This window comes from Sphingomonas sp. IC4-52, from assembly GCF_020707225.1.
Classification (GTDB): Bacteria; Pseudomonadota; Alphaproteobacteria; order Sphingomonadales; family Sphingomonadaceae; genus Sphingomonas.
In genome coordinates, this window is record NZ_JAJFEU010000003.1 from 83,315 (window position 1) to 99,633 (window position 16,319).

Annotated in this window: 17 protein-coding genes and 1 tRNA gene; 10 read left to right on the forward strand and 8 right to left on the reverse strand. The window is 65.8% G+C overall.

Going from position 1 to position 16,319, the window contains the following annotated elements; all coding sequences use genetic code 11:
- Positions 1 to 48: 48 nt before the first annotated feature.
- The 5 genes from LK535_RS09370 (at position 49) to LK535_RS09390 (ending at position 5,217) form a co-directional block, all read left to right on the forward strand.
- Complete coding sequence (locus tag LK535_RS09370) at positions 49 to 708, forward strand: COQ9 family protein (RefSeq protein WP_227771646.1); 660 nt, start codon at positions 49 to 51, stop codon at positions 706 to 708.
- Between the two features lie 73 nt (positions 709 to 781).
- On the forward strand, positions 782 to 1,036 hold the full coding sequence (locus LK535_RS09375) for a FeoA family protein (RefSeq protein WP_227771647.1): 255 nt from the start codon (positions 782 to 784) through the stop codon (positions 1,034 to 1,036).
- A gap of 1 nt (position 1,037) precedes the next feature.
- Positions 1,038 to 2,894: a ferrous iron transporter B gene (gene feoB, locus LK535_RS09380; RefSeq protein WP_227771648.1), complete on the forward strand. Its 1,857-nt coding sequence runs from the start codon at positions 1,038 to 1,040 to the stop codon at positions 2,892 to 2,894.
- Positions 2,895 to 2,903: 9 nt separating this feature from the next.
- Positions 2,904 to 3,452, forward strand: a complete 549-nt coding sequence (gene ssb / locus LK535_RS09385; RefSeq protein WP_227771649.1) for a single-stranded DNA-binding protein — start codon at positions 2,904 to 2,906, stop codon at positions 3,450 to 3,452.
- A gap of 274 nt (positions 3,453 to 3,726) precedes the next feature.
- Complete coding sequence (locus tag LK535_RS09390) at positions 3,727 to 5,217, forward strand: sensor histidine kinase (RefSeq protein WP_227771915.1); 1,491 nt, start codon at positions 3,727 to 3,729, stop codon at positions 5,215 to 5,217.
- Here LK535_RS09390 and LK535_RS09395 read toward each other — a convergent pair.
- Genes LK535_RS09395 through metX form a run of 3 tightly spaced genes read right to left on the reverse strand, consistent with a single transcriptional unit; the run spans position 5,195 to position 7,328 of the window.
- Positions 5,195 to 5,590 carry a response regulator gene (locus tag LK535_RS09395; RefSeq protein ID WP_227771650.1) on the reverse strand — a complete coding sequence of 132 codons (396 nt, stop codon included), beginning with the start codon at positions 5,588 to 5,590 and terminating at the stop codon, positions 5,195 to 5,197. The two genes, LK535_RS09390 and LK535_RS09395, sit on opposite strands and share 23 nt — an antisense overlap.
- Positions 5,587 to 6,213, reverse strand: coding sequence for a methionine biosynthesis protein MetW (gene metW, locus LK535_RS09400; protein WP_227771651.1), 627 nt, complete (start codon positions 6,211 to 6,213; stop codon positions 5,587 to 5,589). Before metW ends, LK535_RS09395 begins: the two co-directional genes overlap by 4 nt.
- Entirely contained in the window at positions 6,210 to 7,328 is a 1,119-nt protein-coding gene (metX, locus tag LK535_RS09405) for a homoserine O-acetyltransferase MetX (RefSeq protein WP_227771652.1), read from the reverse strand. Before metX ends, metW begins: the two co-directional genes overlap by 4 nt.
- A 163-nt stretch (positions 7,329 to 7,491) precedes the next feature.
- On the opposite strand from metX, the gene hisC reads away from it, so the two are divergent.
- Both hisC and LK535_RS09415 read left to right on the forward strand, forming a co-directional pair.
- Positions 7,492 to 8,589 carry a histidinol-phosphate transaminase gene (hisC, locus tag LK535_RS09410; protein WP_227771653.1) on the forward strand — a complete coding sequence of 366 codons (1,098 nt, stop codon included), beginning with the start codon at positions 7,492 to 7,494 and terminating at the stop codon, positions 8,587 to 8,589.
- Between the two features lie 56 nt (positions 8,590 to 8,645).
- Complete coding sequence (locus tag LK535_RS09415) at positions 8,646 to 9,554, forward strand: prephenate/arogenate dehydrogenase family protein (RefSeq protein WP_227771654.1); 909 nt, start codon at positions 8,646 to 8,648, stop codon at positions 9,552 to 9,554.
- Positions 9,555 to 9,605: 51 nt separating this feature from the next.
- Here LK535_RS09415 and LK535_RS09420 read toward each other — a convergent pair whose 3' ends face one another.
- From LK535_RS09420 to ftsE, 4 genes are read right to left on the reverse strand one after another with little or no spacing between them, the layout of a single operon-like run.
- Positions 9,606 to 10,304, reverse strand: coding sequence for a lysophospholipid acyltransferase family protein (locus tag LK535_RS09420; RefSeq protein WP_321576553.1), 699 nt, complete (start codon positions 10,302 to 10,304; stop codon positions 9,606 to 9,608).
- Complete coding sequence (locus LK535_RS09425) at positions 10,304 to 10,837, reverse strand: YdcF family protein (RefSeq protein WP_227771655.1); 534 nt, start codon at positions 10,835 to 10,837, stop codon at positions 10,304 to 10,306. Before LK535_RS09425 ends, LK535_RS09420 begins: the two co-directional genes overlap by 1 nt.
- Entirely contained in the window at positions 10,834 to 11,730 is an 897-nt protein-coding gene (locus LK535_RS09430; protein WP_227771656.1) for a cell division protein FtsX, read from the reverse strand. Before LK535_RS09430 ends, LK535_RS09425 begins: the two co-directional genes overlap by 4 nt.
- A complete protein-coding gene (ftsE, locus tag LK535_RS09435; protein ID WP_227771657.1) occupies positions 11,727 to 12,434 on the reverse strand; it encodes a cell division ATP-binding protein FtsE in 708 nt (235 codons plus the stop codon). The genes LK535_RS09430 and ftsE overlap by 4 nt, the downstream gene beginning before the upstream one ends.
- 155 nt (positions 12,435 to 12,589) lie before the next feature.
- Between ftsE and LK535_RS09440 the strand changes: the two genes are divergently transcribed.
- The 3 genes from LK535_RS09440 (at position 12,590) to LK535_RS09450 (ending at position 14,738) form a co-directional block, all read left to right on the forward strand.
- Positions 12,590 to 13,459, forward strand: coding sequence for a zinc-ribbon domain-containing protein (locus LK535_RS09440; protein WP_227771658.1), 870 nt, complete (start codon positions 12,590 to 12,592; stop codon positions 13,457 to 13,459).
- Positions 13,460 to 13,632: 173 nt separating this feature from the next.
- Positions 13,633 to 13,719 (forward strand) — tRNA-Leu (locus LK535_RS09445).
- A gap of 65 nt (positions 13,720 to 13,784) precedes the next feature.
- Positions 13,785 to 14,738 (forward strand): rhodanese-related sulfurtransferase, encoded by a 954-nt coding sequence (locus LK535_RS09450; RefSeq protein ID WP_227771659.1) that lies wholly within the window; start codon positions 13,785 to 13,787, stop codon positions 14,736 to 14,738.
- Positions 14,739 to 14,964: 226 nt separating this feature from the next.
- Here the strand turns inward: LK535_RS09450 and LK535_RS09455 are convergent, their stop codons facing one another.
- Complete coding sequence (locus tag LK535_RS09455; protein WP_227771660.1) at positions 14,965 to 16,296, reverse strand: MFS transporter; 1,332 nt, start codon at positions 16,294 to 16,296, stop codon at positions 14,965 to 14,967.
- Positions 16,297 to 16,319: the final 23 nt, after the last annotated feature.

Sequence of the window (16,319 nt, forward strand, 5' to 3'; positions counted from 1 at the left end):
GAAGGCACAAGGTGGCAATTGCGCCACCGACGCGCCTATATGCTGTTCATGACCGATACCGCAGACCTCACGCTCGACGAGATTCGCGTCCTCCTTGCGCCTTCCATCGCGGAAAATGCTGCGTTTGACGGCTGGGCATCGGCTGCGCGAGACATGGCGGCGGACATGAACGGCGTTGATCGTGATGTGGCAGCCCTCGCTTTTCAGGGTGGGCCGGTTGATATGATCGATGCCTGGTTCGCCAGCATCGATGCGGCCATGACGGAGTTGCTCCCGCCACAGCAACTCGCGACAATGAAGATCCGGCAGCGGATCACCGCACTTGTTGAGGCACGGCTGATGGCCACGGCCCCGCACCGTGAGGCACTCCGTCGGGCGCTCGCGATCCTTGCCATGCCTCAGAACGTCGGCACGGCCGCGCGGCTCGGCTGGCGCAGCGTCGATGCCATGTGGCGCGCCGCCGGGGACACGGCGACCGACTATAATCATTATACGAAACGGGCGATGCTGTTCGCCGTCTACGGTGCCACGGTCACCGTCTTCCTTGATGACGAGAGCGAGGGCCACGCCGATACCCGGGCCTTCCTGGCACGGCGCATCGACGGGATCATGCGGTTCGAAAAGGCAAAGGCGGGGATCACGCGGCGCGCCCAGCACCGGCCAAGCCTTACCCGCTTCGTGGGCCGCCTGCGCTATCCGGTGGTTTGATCGCGCTGCTCGCGCTCACGCATTTGAGCGCGTGTGAATTGATAACCATTCGCAATGCCGTTAAGGTGCTTGCGTGCTTGCTCCTGCTCCCCTCCCGCTCGAATCGCTCCCGCTGCGTCGCCGGGCGACGGTTTCCGCCATCGCGTGGGATCGGCTCGCCACGCCAGAGGCTCGCCGCCTGCGCGAGTTCGGCTTTGAGGAAGGGGTGTCGGTGGAGCTTCTGCACCGCGCCACTCTGTTCCGCGGGCCGGTCGCCTGCCGGATCGGGCGCATGACGGTGGCGCTGCGCCGCAATGTTGCGGCGGCGATCACGGTGACGACCGACTGACATGAGCATCCTCCCGCTGGTCGCGCTCGTCGGCAATCCGAATGCCGGCAAATCCGCTTTGTTCAACGCCTTGACCGGCGCCCGCCAGAAAGTGGGCAACTACCCCGGCGTCACGGTGGAACGCCATTCGGGCCGCTTGGCGCTAGACGATGGTCGCCCGGTTGAACTCGTCGACCTCCCCGGCACCTACAGCCTGGATCCCTCTTCTCCTGACGAGCAAGTCACGCGCGACGTTCTGTTCGGCCGTCAGGTGGGCGAGCGCCGGCCAGACGCGCTGGTGGTCGTCGTGGATGCCGCCAATCTCGATCTTCACCTTCGTTTCGCTCTCCAATTGATCGCGCTTGGCCTGCCGGTGGTGGTCGCGCTCAACATGGTCGACCTAGCCGAGCGGGACGGCCTAACCCTGTCTGCGGAGGCCCTTTCTCAAAAGCTCGGCGTGCCGGTGGTGCCAACCGTCGCGGTGCGCAAGCGCGGGCTCGACGTGCTGCGCGCTGCCCTTACCACCGCGGTTGAGGGAAGCGGGCAACAGGCGGAGATTCCTGCTGCGGGCGACGCGGAGCCGATGAGTCAGCTTCAGCGCCGGGCGCGGGAAATCGCCCGTGCAGCGATTGTTTCCGAAACGCCAACCCGGCGCTGGAACAACGCGCTCGACACGATCGCCTTGCACCCTGTGGTCGGGCCGATCGTGCTGGTGGCGCTTATGTTCGTCATGTTCCAGGCCGTGTTCAGCTGGTCCGAAGCGCCGATCGGCTGGATCGAGGGCGGCTTTGTGGCGCTGGACGAAGCCATCCGCGGCATCATGCCGGACGGCCTGCTGCGCTCCATGATAACGGACGGATTGATCGCCGGCGTTGGCGCCGTGCTGGTCTTCCTGCCTCAGATCCTCATCCTGTTCACCTTTATCCTGGTGCTCGAGGCATCGGGATATATGGTGCGCGCGGCCTTTCTGATGGATCGCATGATGGCGGGCGTGGGCCTGTCTGGCCGAGCCTTCATCCCGCTATTGTCCAGCTTTGCCTGCGCGGTCCCCGGGATCATGGCGACCCGCACGATCAGCGATGAAAAGGACCGGCTGACCACGATCCTGATCGCGCCACTGATGACATGCTCGGCGCGCCTGCCGGTATACACCATCATCATCGGCGCGTTCATCCCGGACCGCAACGTGCTTCCCGGCGTCGGCTTGCAGGGGCTGGTGCTGCTCGGCCTTTATCTGGCGGGGATCGCCGGCGCCTTCATCGCCGCGCTGGTGCTGCGTCGCACGGTCACGAAGGGCGATTCATCGGGCTTCATGATGGAAATGCCGCGCTACCAGATGCCGCGCCTCAGCGACATCGCGATCGGCCTGTGGAGCCGTGCCTGGCTGTTCGTGAAGCGGGCAGGCACCATTATCGCGCTCACCACCATCGTGCTTTGGGCGTTGCTCAGCTTCCCGCGCGCCCCGGAGGGACAAAGCCAGGTCGATCATTCCATCGCCGGTCGCATCGCCAGCGGGATCGAGGTTGTCGTTCGGCCGATCGGCTTCAACCACGACATCGCGCTTGCACTGCTCCCCGCGATGGCCGCGCGCGAAGTGGCGGTTTCGGCGATCGGTACGGTCTATGCGGTGGACGATGCGGAGGATGCCGCGGGCGAGCGGACGATTATCGAAAACCTGCAGCACCGCTGGTCACTGCCCACGGCGCTCGCCTTCCTGATGTGGTTCGTTTTCGCGCCGCAATGCATTTCCACGATCGCCGTCGCCAGACGCGAGACCAACGGGTGGAAGTGGCCGCTCTTCATGGTTGGCTATCTGTTCGGCGCCGCTTACATCATGGCCGGAATCACATACTGGCTCGCGGTTGCCGCGGGCCTCTGAGGGGCCCCAATGGCAGGCAGCGTTAACAAGGTTATTCTCGTCGGCAATCTCGGGCGCGATCCCGAATCGCGCTCGTTCCAGAACGGCGGCAAGGTCGTGAACCTGCGCATCGCGACCAGCGAAACGTGGAAGGATCGCAACTCCGGCGAGCGCAAGGAAAAGACCGAATGGCATTCGGTCGCCATCTTCAACGAAGGCCTGGCAAACGTCGCTGAGCGCTTCCTGCGCAAGGGCTCCAAGGTCTACATCGAAGGGCAGCTGCAGACCCGCAAATGGCAGGATCAGAACGGCCAGGACCGGTATTCGACCGAGGTCGTCCTGCAAGGCTTCAACAGCGTCCTGACCATGCTTGATGGGCCCGGCGGCGGTGCTGCTGGTGGTGGTGGCGGCGGTGGTCGCGACTTCGGTGGGCGCGACGATTTCGGCGGCGGTGATGATTTCGGTGGCGGCTTTGGCGGCGGTGGTGGCGGCAGCCGCGGCGGCGGCAACAAGGGCGGCGGCTTTGGCCAGTCGCGCGGTGGCTTCGCGGACGATCTTGACGACGACGTCCCGTTCTAGGATCGAAATCACCGGGTCGGCGGTTGATGCCGGGTTCCTCTTGGGGAACAATCGCGCCGCACGATAGGGCAAGGGCCGGACTGCTGGACGAGGACGCCGCACCTTCCTTGACGAAGGGGGCGCCCGTCCATCGCCCCGCGCCCCCGGACGCGACTCAATTTACCCTCACCGGTCGTCCGGCCGGTGATGGATCAACCCGACGGGAAACGTGACTCCTTCTTCCGCGCCCCTCTCCAACCACTCCCTCTTCAACGAGGGCGCTCGTGAACGAGTGATGGCGCTGTACGATCTCGCCGGCGCTAGAGACGAGGGGCTGCTCGACGATCTCGTCACATTCGCCGCGGAACTTTGCGCCACGCCAACGGCGGTGGTCAGCGTGGTGGAGACCGAGGCGCAGGTCTTCCTGTCGCGCACTGGCACCGATCTGGAAGGAACACCGCGTTCCCAGTCCTTCTGCGCGCATGCAATGCAGGGCGCGCGCACAATGGAGGTGCCGGACGCGACCCAAGACGCGCGCTTCGCGGATAACCCGCTTGTCACCGGCACGCCGCACATTCGCTTCTACGCCGGCGCGCCCCTCACCACGCGCGAGGGCATCCCGCTGGGGGCGATCTGCGTTCTGGATGCGGCGCCTCGCGACGGCCTGACGCCCTTTCAGACGCGTGGCCTCGAAATCCTCGCGACAACGGCAATGGCACGTCTTGAGACGCGCCGCGCTGCGCGTGAGCAGCGAGAGCAACGCAAGTCGGCGGCGCGGGCACGGGCGGCGCTGGCGGATAGCGAAATGCGCTTTCGCACCTTGGCAGACACCATGCCTCAGATGGTCTGGTCGACGCTGCCTGACGGTTTTCACGATTATTACAATGCACGCTGGTATGAGTTCACTGGCGTTCCCTCCGGCACCACCGACGGCGCTGGCTGGAACAACATGTTCCATCCGGAGGATCAGGAACGGGCCTGGCAGGTCTGGCGGCAGAGCCTGTCGACTGGCGAGCCATACCAGATCGAATATCGCCTTCGCCATTTCGACGGCACTTACCGCTGGGTGCTTGGCCGCGCCTTGCCGATCCGTGATGATGCGGGGCAGATCACGCGCTGGTTCGGCACCTGCACAGACATTCACGAGCAGAAGCTGGCGCTCGAAGAGCGCGAGATCATCAGCCAGGAACTGTCACACCGTATCAAGAACATCTTTGCAGTGATCGGGGGCTTGATCCAGGTCGCGGCGCGGGCGCACCCGTCGCTTGCGCCGCTCGCCTCCGATCTTCGGCAACGCATTGCCGCGCTTGGCAGGGCGCATGATTTCGTTCGCCCGCACAGCCCGAGATCCCGCCCCTCTGTGCATCAGGATAGCCTGCGTGGCCTGCTGGACGAGCTGCTGGCGCCCTACCAGTCACGGCCCGGGGAGCGGGTGACGATCACCGGCGCGGACGTGCACGTCGACGACCGAGCCGCCACTCCATTGGCGCTGTTGTTCCATGAGCTCGCCACCAACGCGAGCAAATATGGTGCACTGTCGACCCCCGAGGGCCAGGTCATCATCGATATCGATACGCGGGGCACACAATCGCATATTCGCTGGCAGGAGCGCGGCGGCCCGCGCGTTGATGCTGAAGCAAAACCGGAAGGGTTTGGTAGTCAGCTGATCGAGTTGAGCGCCGTTCGGCAGCTTGGCGGCACGATCAGCCGCAATTGGCCGGTCGAAGGGCTGGAATTGTTGCTGGAGGTTCCAACGGCTTCGTTCAGCCGTGCGCACCGATCCTGATGACATCTTCGTCCGGGGCCACATCCTGATCGCCACTGGCTAGCGCAGCCGCCGCCAGGATTGCCCGATCGCTGAACGGTTTGCGAACATACCCCAGCGCGTCGGACGGAATGCCGATCTGCGACGGATTGGCGGTGACAAAGACGACCTTCACGCCATAATCGCGCGCGATCCGCTCCGCGATCTTGGGCCCCGTCGCCCCATCACGAAGATTGATGTCCACGAAGGCGAATGAGCACCCTGGCGCCGCGGCGATGGCTTGGTCGCTGTCGGCGGCAATGCCCGCCACTTCATACCCGGCGTCAACAAGGATCCGTTCGAGATCCAGCGCAACGAAGATCTCGTCTTCAATGATCAGGGCTGTCTTGGTCATGATATGTTGCCGTGCAACACTGATTGCGGCCTATCGGTTCCACGAAGCAGAAAAATTGCATGTTCCGCGAGAAAATTGGCCGCGGCCGATCTGGTCTGCTTGTCGCCTGAAAGGAACCAGGCCCCCTCCACCGCAATGCCGCGCTCGCGCAGATGCGCGCGGAAATCGTCCACGGTCAGGTGGTGAATGTTGGGCGTGTCATACCAGCGTTCGGGCAACAGCCGGGTTACCGGCATCCGTCCACCCCACAACAGTGACAAACGCACGCGCCAGTGCGCGAAATTGGGAAAGCTGACGAAAGCGCGCTGCCCGATCCTCAGCAACTGGCCGAGCACCGCGTCGGGCGCGCGACAAGTCTGCAAGGTCTGGCTGAGGATCGCGTAATCGAAGCTGGCATCGGGATAGCCGGCGAGATCGGTGTCGGCATCGCCCTGGATCACGCTGAGCCCGCGGCCGACCGCCGCGGCAACGTTGCGGGGGTCCAGTTCCAGTCCACGCGCGTCAGCCTGCTTGGAATCGCGCAGGGCCGCCATCAGCGCGCCGTCGCCGCAGCCCACGTCAAGCACGCGGCTGCCCGCCGCGACATGATCGGCAATGATCGCGAGGTCCGCGCGCAGGGTCATGATGCGGTTCCCATGAAGCCGGCGACGACTCGGTTCATCTCCGGCGAATCGAGCAGGAAGGCGTCGTGGCCATAGGGGCTGGACAGCTCCACGAAGCTCACCGGGGCGCCCGCAGCATTGAGCGCCTGCACGATGCTGCGCGACTCGCGGGTGGGGTAAAGCCAATCAGTGTCGAAGCTGATCAGCGCGAAGCGGGCGCGAGTCTCGCGGAAGGCATTGGCGAGCAGGCCGCCATGCTCCTCTGCCAGATCGAAATAGTCCATCGCGCGGGTGATATAGAGATAGGAATTGGCGTCGAAGCGATCGACAAAGGCGATGCCTTGGTATCGCAGATAGCTTTCGACCTGGAAATCGGCGTCGAAGCCGAAGCTCTTGGCCTCACGCGCCTGCAGCCGGCGGCCGAACTTTTCGGTCAGGCCGGCTTCGGAAAGATAGGTGATGTGCGCCGCCATCCGCGCAACTGCCAGGCCCGCCGCTGGCACGTCATGCCCGTAATAATCCCCGCCGCGCCAGTTGGGGTCCGCCATGACGGCTTGCCGCCCCACCTCGTGGAAAGCGATGTTCTGGGCCGAATGGCGGGCGGCCGATGCGATGACGACGACCGCCTCCACCCGCTCCGGGAAGGTCGCGGGCCAGCTCAGCGCTTGCATCCCGCCCATCGATCCGCCGATCACCGCCTTCAGCCGTTCGATGCCGAGATAATCGAGTAACAGCGCCTGCGCGCGCACCATGTCGCGAATGGTGATCACGGGAAAGCCCATGCCAAAAGGCTTGCCGGTCACGGGGTTCACGGTCGCGGGGCCGGATGATCCCATGCAGCTGCCGATCACGTTGGCGCAGACCACGAAGAACCGATCGGTGTCCACAGGTCGCCCCGGTCCCACCATCTGCGTCCACCAACCCTGCTTTCCGGTTCTCGGGTTGGCGCCCGCGACATGCTGATCCATGGTCAGCGCGTGGCAGATCAGAACGGCATTGCTGCGATCGGGCGCAAGCGTACCATAGGTTTCATAGGCGATCTCGACCGGCGCAAGCCGCCCCCCGCCGTCTAGCGGCAGCGGGCCTGGCAGGATAACGTGGCGCTGGAGACCGAAACGCTGGTCGTCGGCGGACATGGGTGTGCGCTAGCATCGTGTTGCCGATGGGGGAAGCGGTGCATCTGCGCCGCGCTGCGCCTTCCCGCCCGCTCGCGGCGCCCAACTTGGCGCCGCTTTGACCCCGCGCGGCCAAATCCGCGCCGTTGCCAACCCTTGTCGCCCCCCGCTATGCGCCCGCTCCATGACTGGACCCGTTCCCAAACCATGGATCATGGACATCGCCCCTTATGTGCCTGGGCGGTCGACGACTGACGACGGGCGAAAGGTCGCCAAGCTTTCGTCTAACGAGAATCCGCTCGGCACCAGCCCCAAGGCGCGCGCGGCATTCGCCGCTGCCGCGAACAACCTCGAACGCTATCCGGACGCCAGCGCGAATGAGCTGCGCGACGCGCTTGCCGCCAAGCACGGGCTCGATCCCACCCGGATCATCTATGGCAATGGCTCGGACGAGGTGCTGCATCTCGCCGCCGGCGCCTTTGCCGGGCCGGGCGACGAAGCGATTTACGTGAAATATGGCTTCGCAGTGTATCCGATCGCCATTCGCCGTGTCGGTGCGACCCCGGTGATCGCGCCGGACGCGGACTATGCAACGGATGTCGACGCCATTCTTGCCGCCGTGACAGATCGCACGCGCGTCGTATTCGTCGCCAATCCAAACAACCCCACCGGCACCTATGCGCCCCGTGCTGAGATCGAGCGGCTGCACGCCGGGCTTCGCGACGACATCCTGCTGGTGCTCGATCACGCCTACGCCGAATATATCGACGGCGGCGACGACGATGGTGGAATGGCCTTGGCGGCTTCTGCTTCCAACGTGCTCGTCACCCGCACATTTTCCAAGATGTACGGCCTTGCGGCGGAGCGGATCGGCTGGGGCTATGGGGCGCCCGCGATCATCGAGGCGATGCACCGGATCCGCCTGCCCTTTTCGATCACCATTGCCGGCACCGCTGCCGCAGTGGCGGCGCTGGGCGATACCGATTTCGTCGCCAACACGGCCGCACACAATGCCAAGTGGCGGGCGTGGTTCTCGGATGAGATCGCCAAGCTGGGCAACGCTGGCCTGCGGGCCATTCCCAGCCAGGCCAATTTCGTCCTGGTCGTGTTCGAAGGCGATCTGACGGCAGAGGCAGCGTACAAGGGCCTGATGGATGCGGGCTATATCGTCCGGTGGCTGCCGGGCCAGGGTCTGCCGCACGGGCTGCGCATCACCATCGGCACCGAAGATGAAACCAAGGGCGTCATTGCCGCCCTTCGCCAGATGACGGGCGCGGCGTGATCGGCCGTCGCGCTTCCCGAAGCGCGACGGCACACAGGCACTAGGCACAAATCGACATGCTTCCTTTCGCCCGCGTCACCATCGTCGGCCTTGGCCTGATCGGCTCCTCCGTTGCGCGTGCGGTGCGGCAGCACATGCCGACCGTTCGCTTGACGGGCCATGATGCGGACGCCGACGTGCGCGCTCGTGCGGACGGCCTGGGGATCGTCGACGATGTGACCGACACGGTCGGCGCCGCCGTGACCGATGCGGAACTGGTGATCCTGTGCGTTCCGGTCGGCGCAATGGGGGCCGTCGCGATCGAGATGGCCGCTGACCTGCCCGCCGATGCGATCGTCAGCGATGTCGGCAGCTGCAAGGCCGAGGTCGTCAGGGCGCTGACGTCGGCTCTGCCGGGCAGGACCATCGTTCCGGCGCACCCCGTTGCAGGCACTGAGCAGAGCGGGCCGGAGGCCGGGTTCGCCAGCCTGTTCCATCGCCGCTGGTGCATCGTCACCCCCGTCGCGGACGGTGACCCCGTCGCAACGGAGCGGGTTGCCGAATTCTGGCGACGGCTGGGCAGCATGGTGGAAATCATGGCGCCCGATCATCACGATCGCGTGCTGGCCGTGACCAGCCACCTGCCGCACCTCATTGCCTATACCATCGTCGGCACGGCGAACGACCTCGCCGAGGTCACCCAGTCCGAAGTGATCAAGTTTTCCGCCGGCGGCTTTCGCGATTTCACGCGTATTGCGGCTTCAGATCCGACGATGTGGCGCGACGTGTTCCTCGCCAACAAGGAAGCCGTGCTGGAAATGCTTCAGCGCTTCAGCGAAGACCTTTCGCACCTTCAGCGGGCGATCCGCTGGGATGATGGCGACACGTTGTTTGATCTGTTTTCCCGTACCCGCACGATCCGTCGCTCGATCGTCGATCAGGGGCAGGACGATGCGGCGGCGGACTTCGGCCGCAAGCACGACTGATCGCCTTTCCGTCTGCGGCTCTCTCTACGACCGCATCGCCATACCGGACGATCAGCGCGCGCGTTCCAGCTCCAGCGCGTTGATCGCTTCCCAAACCCGCTGCTCGACTTCGCGACGCGGCAGCCCCGGCGGGATGGGTTCGCCGATCCGCATCGTGACCACGCCAGGCCGCTTCGCCCCCTTGCGGGGCAGGAAACGCCCGCTGTCCAGCGCGATTGGCACCACAGGCAGGTTCAGCGCCTTGTACAGCCCGGCAAAGCCTGATCGCAGTGGCGGCGTTTCCCCGGGCGCAACGCGAGTTCCCTCGGGATAAACGATCACCGAACGCCCCCTTGCACGTAGCGCGGCGCCTTCGGCCATCAACTGGCGCAAGGCCTTGGCAGACGCTTCGCGATCAACCGCCATGGATCCGTACTTGCGCGTCGCCCAGCCCCACACCGGGATCTGCGCCAGCTCACGCTTGAGCACCATTGCCGGCCCGCCCAGGATCAGCTGCAGCTCAGTGGTTTCGTACATCGCCTGGTGCTTGGCCACGAACAGGAACTGCCCCTCGGGCACCGTTCCTTCCACTCGGGTCGTGATGCCAAGGATGTGGCGCGCGGCCCAGCGCTGGAAACGCGCCCAGCGATGCGCGTGATGGATAACCGTCCGCTCACCGAAGAGCGCGGCCGGTGCAACGCCCAATACGATAGGCACCGATCCGGTGTAGAAGACGATCTGGTAGATGATCGATCTCAGCCAGTTCAACATCAGCCAATTCCCGCCCACAACGCGATCCGGCGGAGGATCAGCTTGTTATACTCGTTCACCAGCCGTCCTAGACGCTGCTCCGCTGGAACGCCGTCGCGATAAATGCGGACGTCGCTGTCCAGAGTCGCGCCCAGTTCCATGCGCGCGCGGGCCATGTGCCAGTCGGATGTCACCAGGCGCACGGATTTGTACCCATGCTCGCGCATCCAGCGCGCGGTCTCTTCGGCGTTGGAGCGGGTATCCACCGCCTCGCGCCCCAAATCGACGCAGCAAGCGATCGCCGCTTCATGGCCGTTTGCCGCTGCCAGATCCGCCTTGCGCAATCCGGTGGCGACGCCCGTAACCAGCATCCGCTTCGCTCGCTTGCCCTCGATCAGCGCCAGCCCGCGCGGGATCCGGCCGGGCCCGCCGGTGGGCACCACGATGGCGTCGGTGGTCAGCTGCGGATCAGCAGGCTGGGCCAGCGTCAGCATGAAAGCGGCAAAGCCCAGGCTCCAGGCAACGGCGACCAGTCCGATCAGCCGCGCGATCACAGCACGGATTCCAGCGCGCGGGTGATGGTGAAGCGTGCTGCCAGCGCCGCGAGCAGCACGAAAGCGATCGGCAGCATCCCCAACATCGCCCAGCCCGATGGTCCAAGGCTCGCCTGCCCCAGCAACTCCGATCCAAGCTCCGTCGCCTGCGCACTGACCAGCAACAGCATCGCGATAGCCGCAAGGCTGCCGATCGCGGCCCCGACGCCGGCGTCGCGGGCGATCCTCCGCTGGAACAGGCGCGCGACCTGCACATCGGTTGAACCAAGCATGTGCATCACTTCGATGGTGTGCCGATGGGCATCCAAGCCTGCTCGCGCCGCGAGCACGACAACCGCAGCCGTGGCGGTGGCCAGAAGGACCACCAGCACCAGCGCGATCAGCACCACTAGATCGAGGAAGTCGGCAACAGGGGCCATCCACGCTTCCTGTGCGTCAACGCGGGCTGCGGGTGCAACCCGGTTCAGCGCGGCGCGAACCCGCGACAATGCGGCCGGTCCCTCCGTCGCCAGCTCAAGATCGATCATGGCCGGCACGGGCAGGTCGGCATCGGCGCTGTCGTCGCCCAGCCATGGCCGCAGCAACGCTGCCAGCTCCTCGCGATCCACCGGCTCGGCGCTGCGAACCTCCGGGAGCCCGCGCATCGCTGCCAGCGCTCGCGCCGCCTCCGCTTCCTGGCGTTTGGGATCGCTCGCCACCACTTGCACCGTTGCGCGGCCAACCAGCTGGTTTTCCAGCGCATCGGCCGCATTGCGGGTCCCCAGCCCCAGCGCCGCGCCCAGCACGGTCAGGAACAGCATGATCGCGATGATCCACACCATCGCCCGCACTCCGCGCGCTTCGTCCAGCACGCGGCGCGTACGCTCTGCCCGGGTCATCACGACGCGGTTCATGCCGGCTCCCGAGCCGGCGGGTGCCGCAGGGTACCGGTCGGATCCTGCAGGCGTCCCTTCACCAGCCGCATCATCTGCGCACCGGACACGCGTTGCATCAAATGGATGTCGTGGGTCGCCACTACGACCGTTGTCCCAAGCCGGTTCAGCGAATCGAACAGCAGCAGCAGTCGCTCGGCCATTTCGGGATCGACGTTGCCGGTCGGCTCGTCCGCCACCAGCATCTCCGGGCGTGCAATCACCGCGCGGGCGATTGCCACGCGCTGCTGCTCACCACCCGACAGCGTCTCCGGCCGCGCATCGGCCTGGTCGGCAAGCCCAACCCATGCCAGCATTTCGCTCACCGGCTCCGCGATCTCCGCCTCCGGCATCCCGGCAATGCGCAGCGGCAGTGCGACATTGTCTGCCGCTGACAGGTGCGGGACCAGCCGGAAGTCCTGAAAGACCACGCCGATGCGCCGGCGAAATCCCGGCAGGCGGCCGCGCGGCATGGTGACGGCATCTTCGCCGAACAGCCGGATGATCCCGCGGCTAGGGCGCTGCGCGAGGTACAGCAGGCGCAGCAAAGACGTTTTCCCCGCCCCGCTCGCTCCCGTCAGGAAATAGAAGGATCCCGGCGCCAGCGCGAAGCTGATGTCGGACAGCGTTTCCGGCCCGTTGCCGTAGCGCAGCCCCACATTTTCGAACTGCACGATATTCGCCATTGCGGCGCCGTTCGTCCTTTACCCACTGATGCCCCGCACGCGCCATCGCACGATGCACCTGGATGCTTCAACCTTCCCTTGCATGCAGCGCAAGGGCCGTGTTTAGATTCGCGATGGCTTCAGCCCTTCCGTTCACCCGCCGGTAGCGCCCCGCGATGATCCTGCAATGTCCCGAATGCCGCACCCGATATCTGGTGCCCGATACCGCGATCAGCGCGGAAGGGCGGACGGTTCGTTGCGCCCAGTGCCGGCACAGCTGGCATCAGGAGCCCGACGCCCGAGCGGTGGAGGCGATCACCGCCGCCGCATCGGAGATGGCGCCGCCCGCCGCGCCCGCCGGGTACGCGTCTGACCAGCCTCCCCCGTCGGCGGCAGCCGATCACGCAGCCGCATCAGCGGCGGTGGAGCGCGCGGCGTCCGCTACTTCCGACGCGGCGCGCCCTGCCGAAGCGGGGACGCCCCCGGTTCCGTCGTTCGTCAACGCTGCGCCCCCCGGCACGGCAGGTACGAGCGCCAACCCATTTCCCTGGCCGACCACGCCCGCCGCAGCGATTCCCGCGGAGAGCGCCGCCCCCGCGCCTCGCAAGCGCGCCCGCGTCAATCCCGCGCGGCGCTGGACCATTGCGGCGGTCCTGGCGGCATTGCTGATGCTGGTCGCCGTCGGCGCGATCCTGTGGACCAGCGCTCCCGGCCTCGCGACGCAGCTCGGCCTGTCGTTCGGGCCGCAGGAATCACCGCTTCGCCTGATCGACAATCCGATCGAGCGGCGGGAGATCAGCAACGGCAGCGAATTGTTTGCGGTCAGCGGCAAGGTGCTGAACCCGTCGAACGAGCGCCAGCGGGTACCCGATATCCGCGCAGACCTGCGTGACGCGCAGAACCGGATCGTCTTCACCTGGACGATCATTCCGCAGCAGCGCACGCTGGCGCCCAAGAGCGCGATCGACTTCAATTCGGCCAAGCTGGATGTACCCGCCAGTTCCAAGAAGCTGGAATTGAGCTTCGTCGGGGAAGACGGCAATTAAGGGGCGCCCGGCCGAATGAGCGTCTGGCGGCCGGGGTGGACAAAAAGCGGGCGCCAACATGCGAAATCGCAATCTTTTCGCGCAGAACCACCAAAGCCCCATTGCCAGCCCCTGGAACCCTTGCTAGGGGCGCGCTCCTGCCAGCCGCCGGCCTAACCCGGCGGACATCACGTGCGGTCGTGGCGGAATTGGTAGACGCGCAACGTTGAGGTCGTTGTGTCCGAAAGGACGTGGAAGTTCGAGTCTTCTCGACCGCACCATTGATGAACGGCGGGGGCTACCAACGCTCTTCGGAGCGCCCCTCCCGTTCTCCTGCCGGCAACCTATGACCCAGCCTTTCCGCACCGCGGCCCTTTATCAGTTCACTCGCTTTGACGATCCGGTCGCCTTGCGCGCTCCGATCGAGGCAGTTTGCCGAGCCAATGGCATTGCCGGCACGCTGCTGCTGGCGAGCGAGGGGCTGAACGGCACGATCGCCGGCCCTGCCGACGGGCTGGAAGTGGTCATCGCCCACCTTCGCACATTGCCGGGCTGCGAGGGGCTCGTCGTCAAATATGCCTGGGCGCCGGAGATGCCTTTTCACCGGATGAAGGTCCGGCTGAAGAAGGAGATTGTCTCCATGGGCCAGCCCGGACTGGATCCGGCGCGCGACGCTGGCACCTATGTGGCTCCGGAGCACTGGAACGCGCTCATCGAGCGGCCCGACACGATCGTGATCGACACGCGCAACGATTATGAGGTTGCGATTGGCACCTTTCCCGGCGCCATCGACCCGCGCACCCGTACCTTCCGTGACTTTCCCGAATGGTTTCGCGCCAATCGCGAGCAGCTAATCGCTGACGGGACCAAGGTCGCGATGTTCTGCACCGGTGGGATTCGCTGCGAAAAGGCGACGGCCTTTCTGAAGGCGGAGGGCGTTGACGAGGTCTACCACCTCGAAGGCGGCATCCTGAACTATCTGGAGAAAGTACCCGCGGACGAGAGCCGCTGGGCCGGCGAATGCTTCGTGTTTGACGAACGCGTCGCGGTGACGCCTGATCTGGCGCCGGGCAGCCATGTTCTGTGCCGCGCCTGCCGTCGCCCGGTCGGCCCGCAGGACCGCCAATCCGGTCTCTATGTGGAGGGCGTCAGCTGCCCCGCCTGCCACGCCGAGCATGACGACGAGCAGCGCCGCCGCTTTGCCGAGCGCCACCGTCAGGAAACGCTCGCCCGCGCGCGCGGCGTCCGCCACATCGGCGCGCGCATGATCGACGAGCAGGACGACCCGGCGGCCGACTGATCCACGCGCTAGCCCGAGCCGCTGGCGCGGCGAAAGCAAGCGTTCTCAACGGGCTAAGACCGTGCCAGCCTGGATGCGTGTTGGGCAGCTTCGTGGACCGGCTACCAGCCGCACAGCATAAAAAGAAATCGCTCCCGATCAGGCGCGATCCCCATTCTGATACACAAGCCAGTCGCCGCTCACGCACCGAACACGGCGCTTGAGCGGCGGGTAGCGACCCCGCGCCTCAGGCGGCGCGGCGGCCGAACTCCTTGTTGATCGCCAGCGCCGCCAGCGTGCAGACCGCGCCGGACAAGAGGTACAGGCCGACCGACCACAGGCCGAAACGGCTGGCGAGGAACAGAGCGACCAACGGGGCGAAGCCGGCACCGATCACCCAGGCGGCATTGGCGACGATCGCTGCGCCGGTATAGCGGCTCTCCGGCGGGAAGTTGCTGTTCACCGCACCCGAGGACTGGCCGAACGCGAGGCCCAGCAGCGCAAAGCCCCCCAGCATGTAAATCGCTTCGCCGACCTCACCAGCGCCGAGCAGGCGAGGCGCAAAGCCGCTGTACACCGCGATCAGCGCTGCGGAGACACCCAGAACGGCGCGCCGGCCGACGCGGTCCGCGATCACGCCGGAGGCGAGGATCGCCAACAGGCCGATCACTGCGCCCAGCGCCTCGATGCCCAGGAACCGCACCGGCTCCTCCCCGGCGTACAGGATCACCCAGGACAGCGGGAACACCGTGACGAGATGGAACAACGCGAAGCTGGCAAGCGGAGCAAGCGCGCCCAGCACGATCGTACGCCGTTCGCGGAACATGGTGGCGAAAGCGGGCGACGGCTGAAGCTCCCGGCTTTCGAACAGGCGCTCGAACTCCGGGGTGGCAACGAGTCGCAGTCGCGCGAACAGGGCCACCACGTTGATCGCCAGCACCACGAAGAACGGATAGCGCCAACCCCAGCTCAGGAAGTCCGCCGGCGTCAGGATCGCCAGGAAATAGGCAAACAGGCACGATGCCACCAGCAAGCCCAACGGCGCGCCAAGCTGCGGGATCATCGCATACCAGCCGCGCTTTTCCTCTGGTGCGTTCAGCGACAAAAGCGACGGCAGCCCGTCCCATGCGCCACCCAGCGCCACGCCCTGGCCGATGCGAAACAGCGCCAGCAGCAGCGCCGAGAGCGTTCCCACCTGGGCGTAGCTGGGCAGCAGCGCCAGCGCCATGGTCGATCCGCCCAGCAGGAACAGCGCCATGGTCAGCTTGGTGCCACGCCCGTGAACGCGGTCGATCCACATGAACAGCAAGGTGCCGAACGGCCGGGCCAGGAAGGCGAGCGCGAAGATCGCGAACGAATACAGCGTCCCCGTCACGGCATCCACGTAAGGGAACACCAGCTTCGGAAACACGAGGACCGACGCGATCGCATAGACGAAGAAGTCGAAGAACTCGCTGGTGCGGCCGATGATCACGCCGATCGCGATCTCACCGGGGGCGATTTCCTTGTGGCGCGCATTCACCAGCCGTGCGTCACGCTCCAGGGGCGTCGAGTCCGCCGCAGTGGTTGATGCAGTCATTCGTCATGCTCCCGCGGCAATCC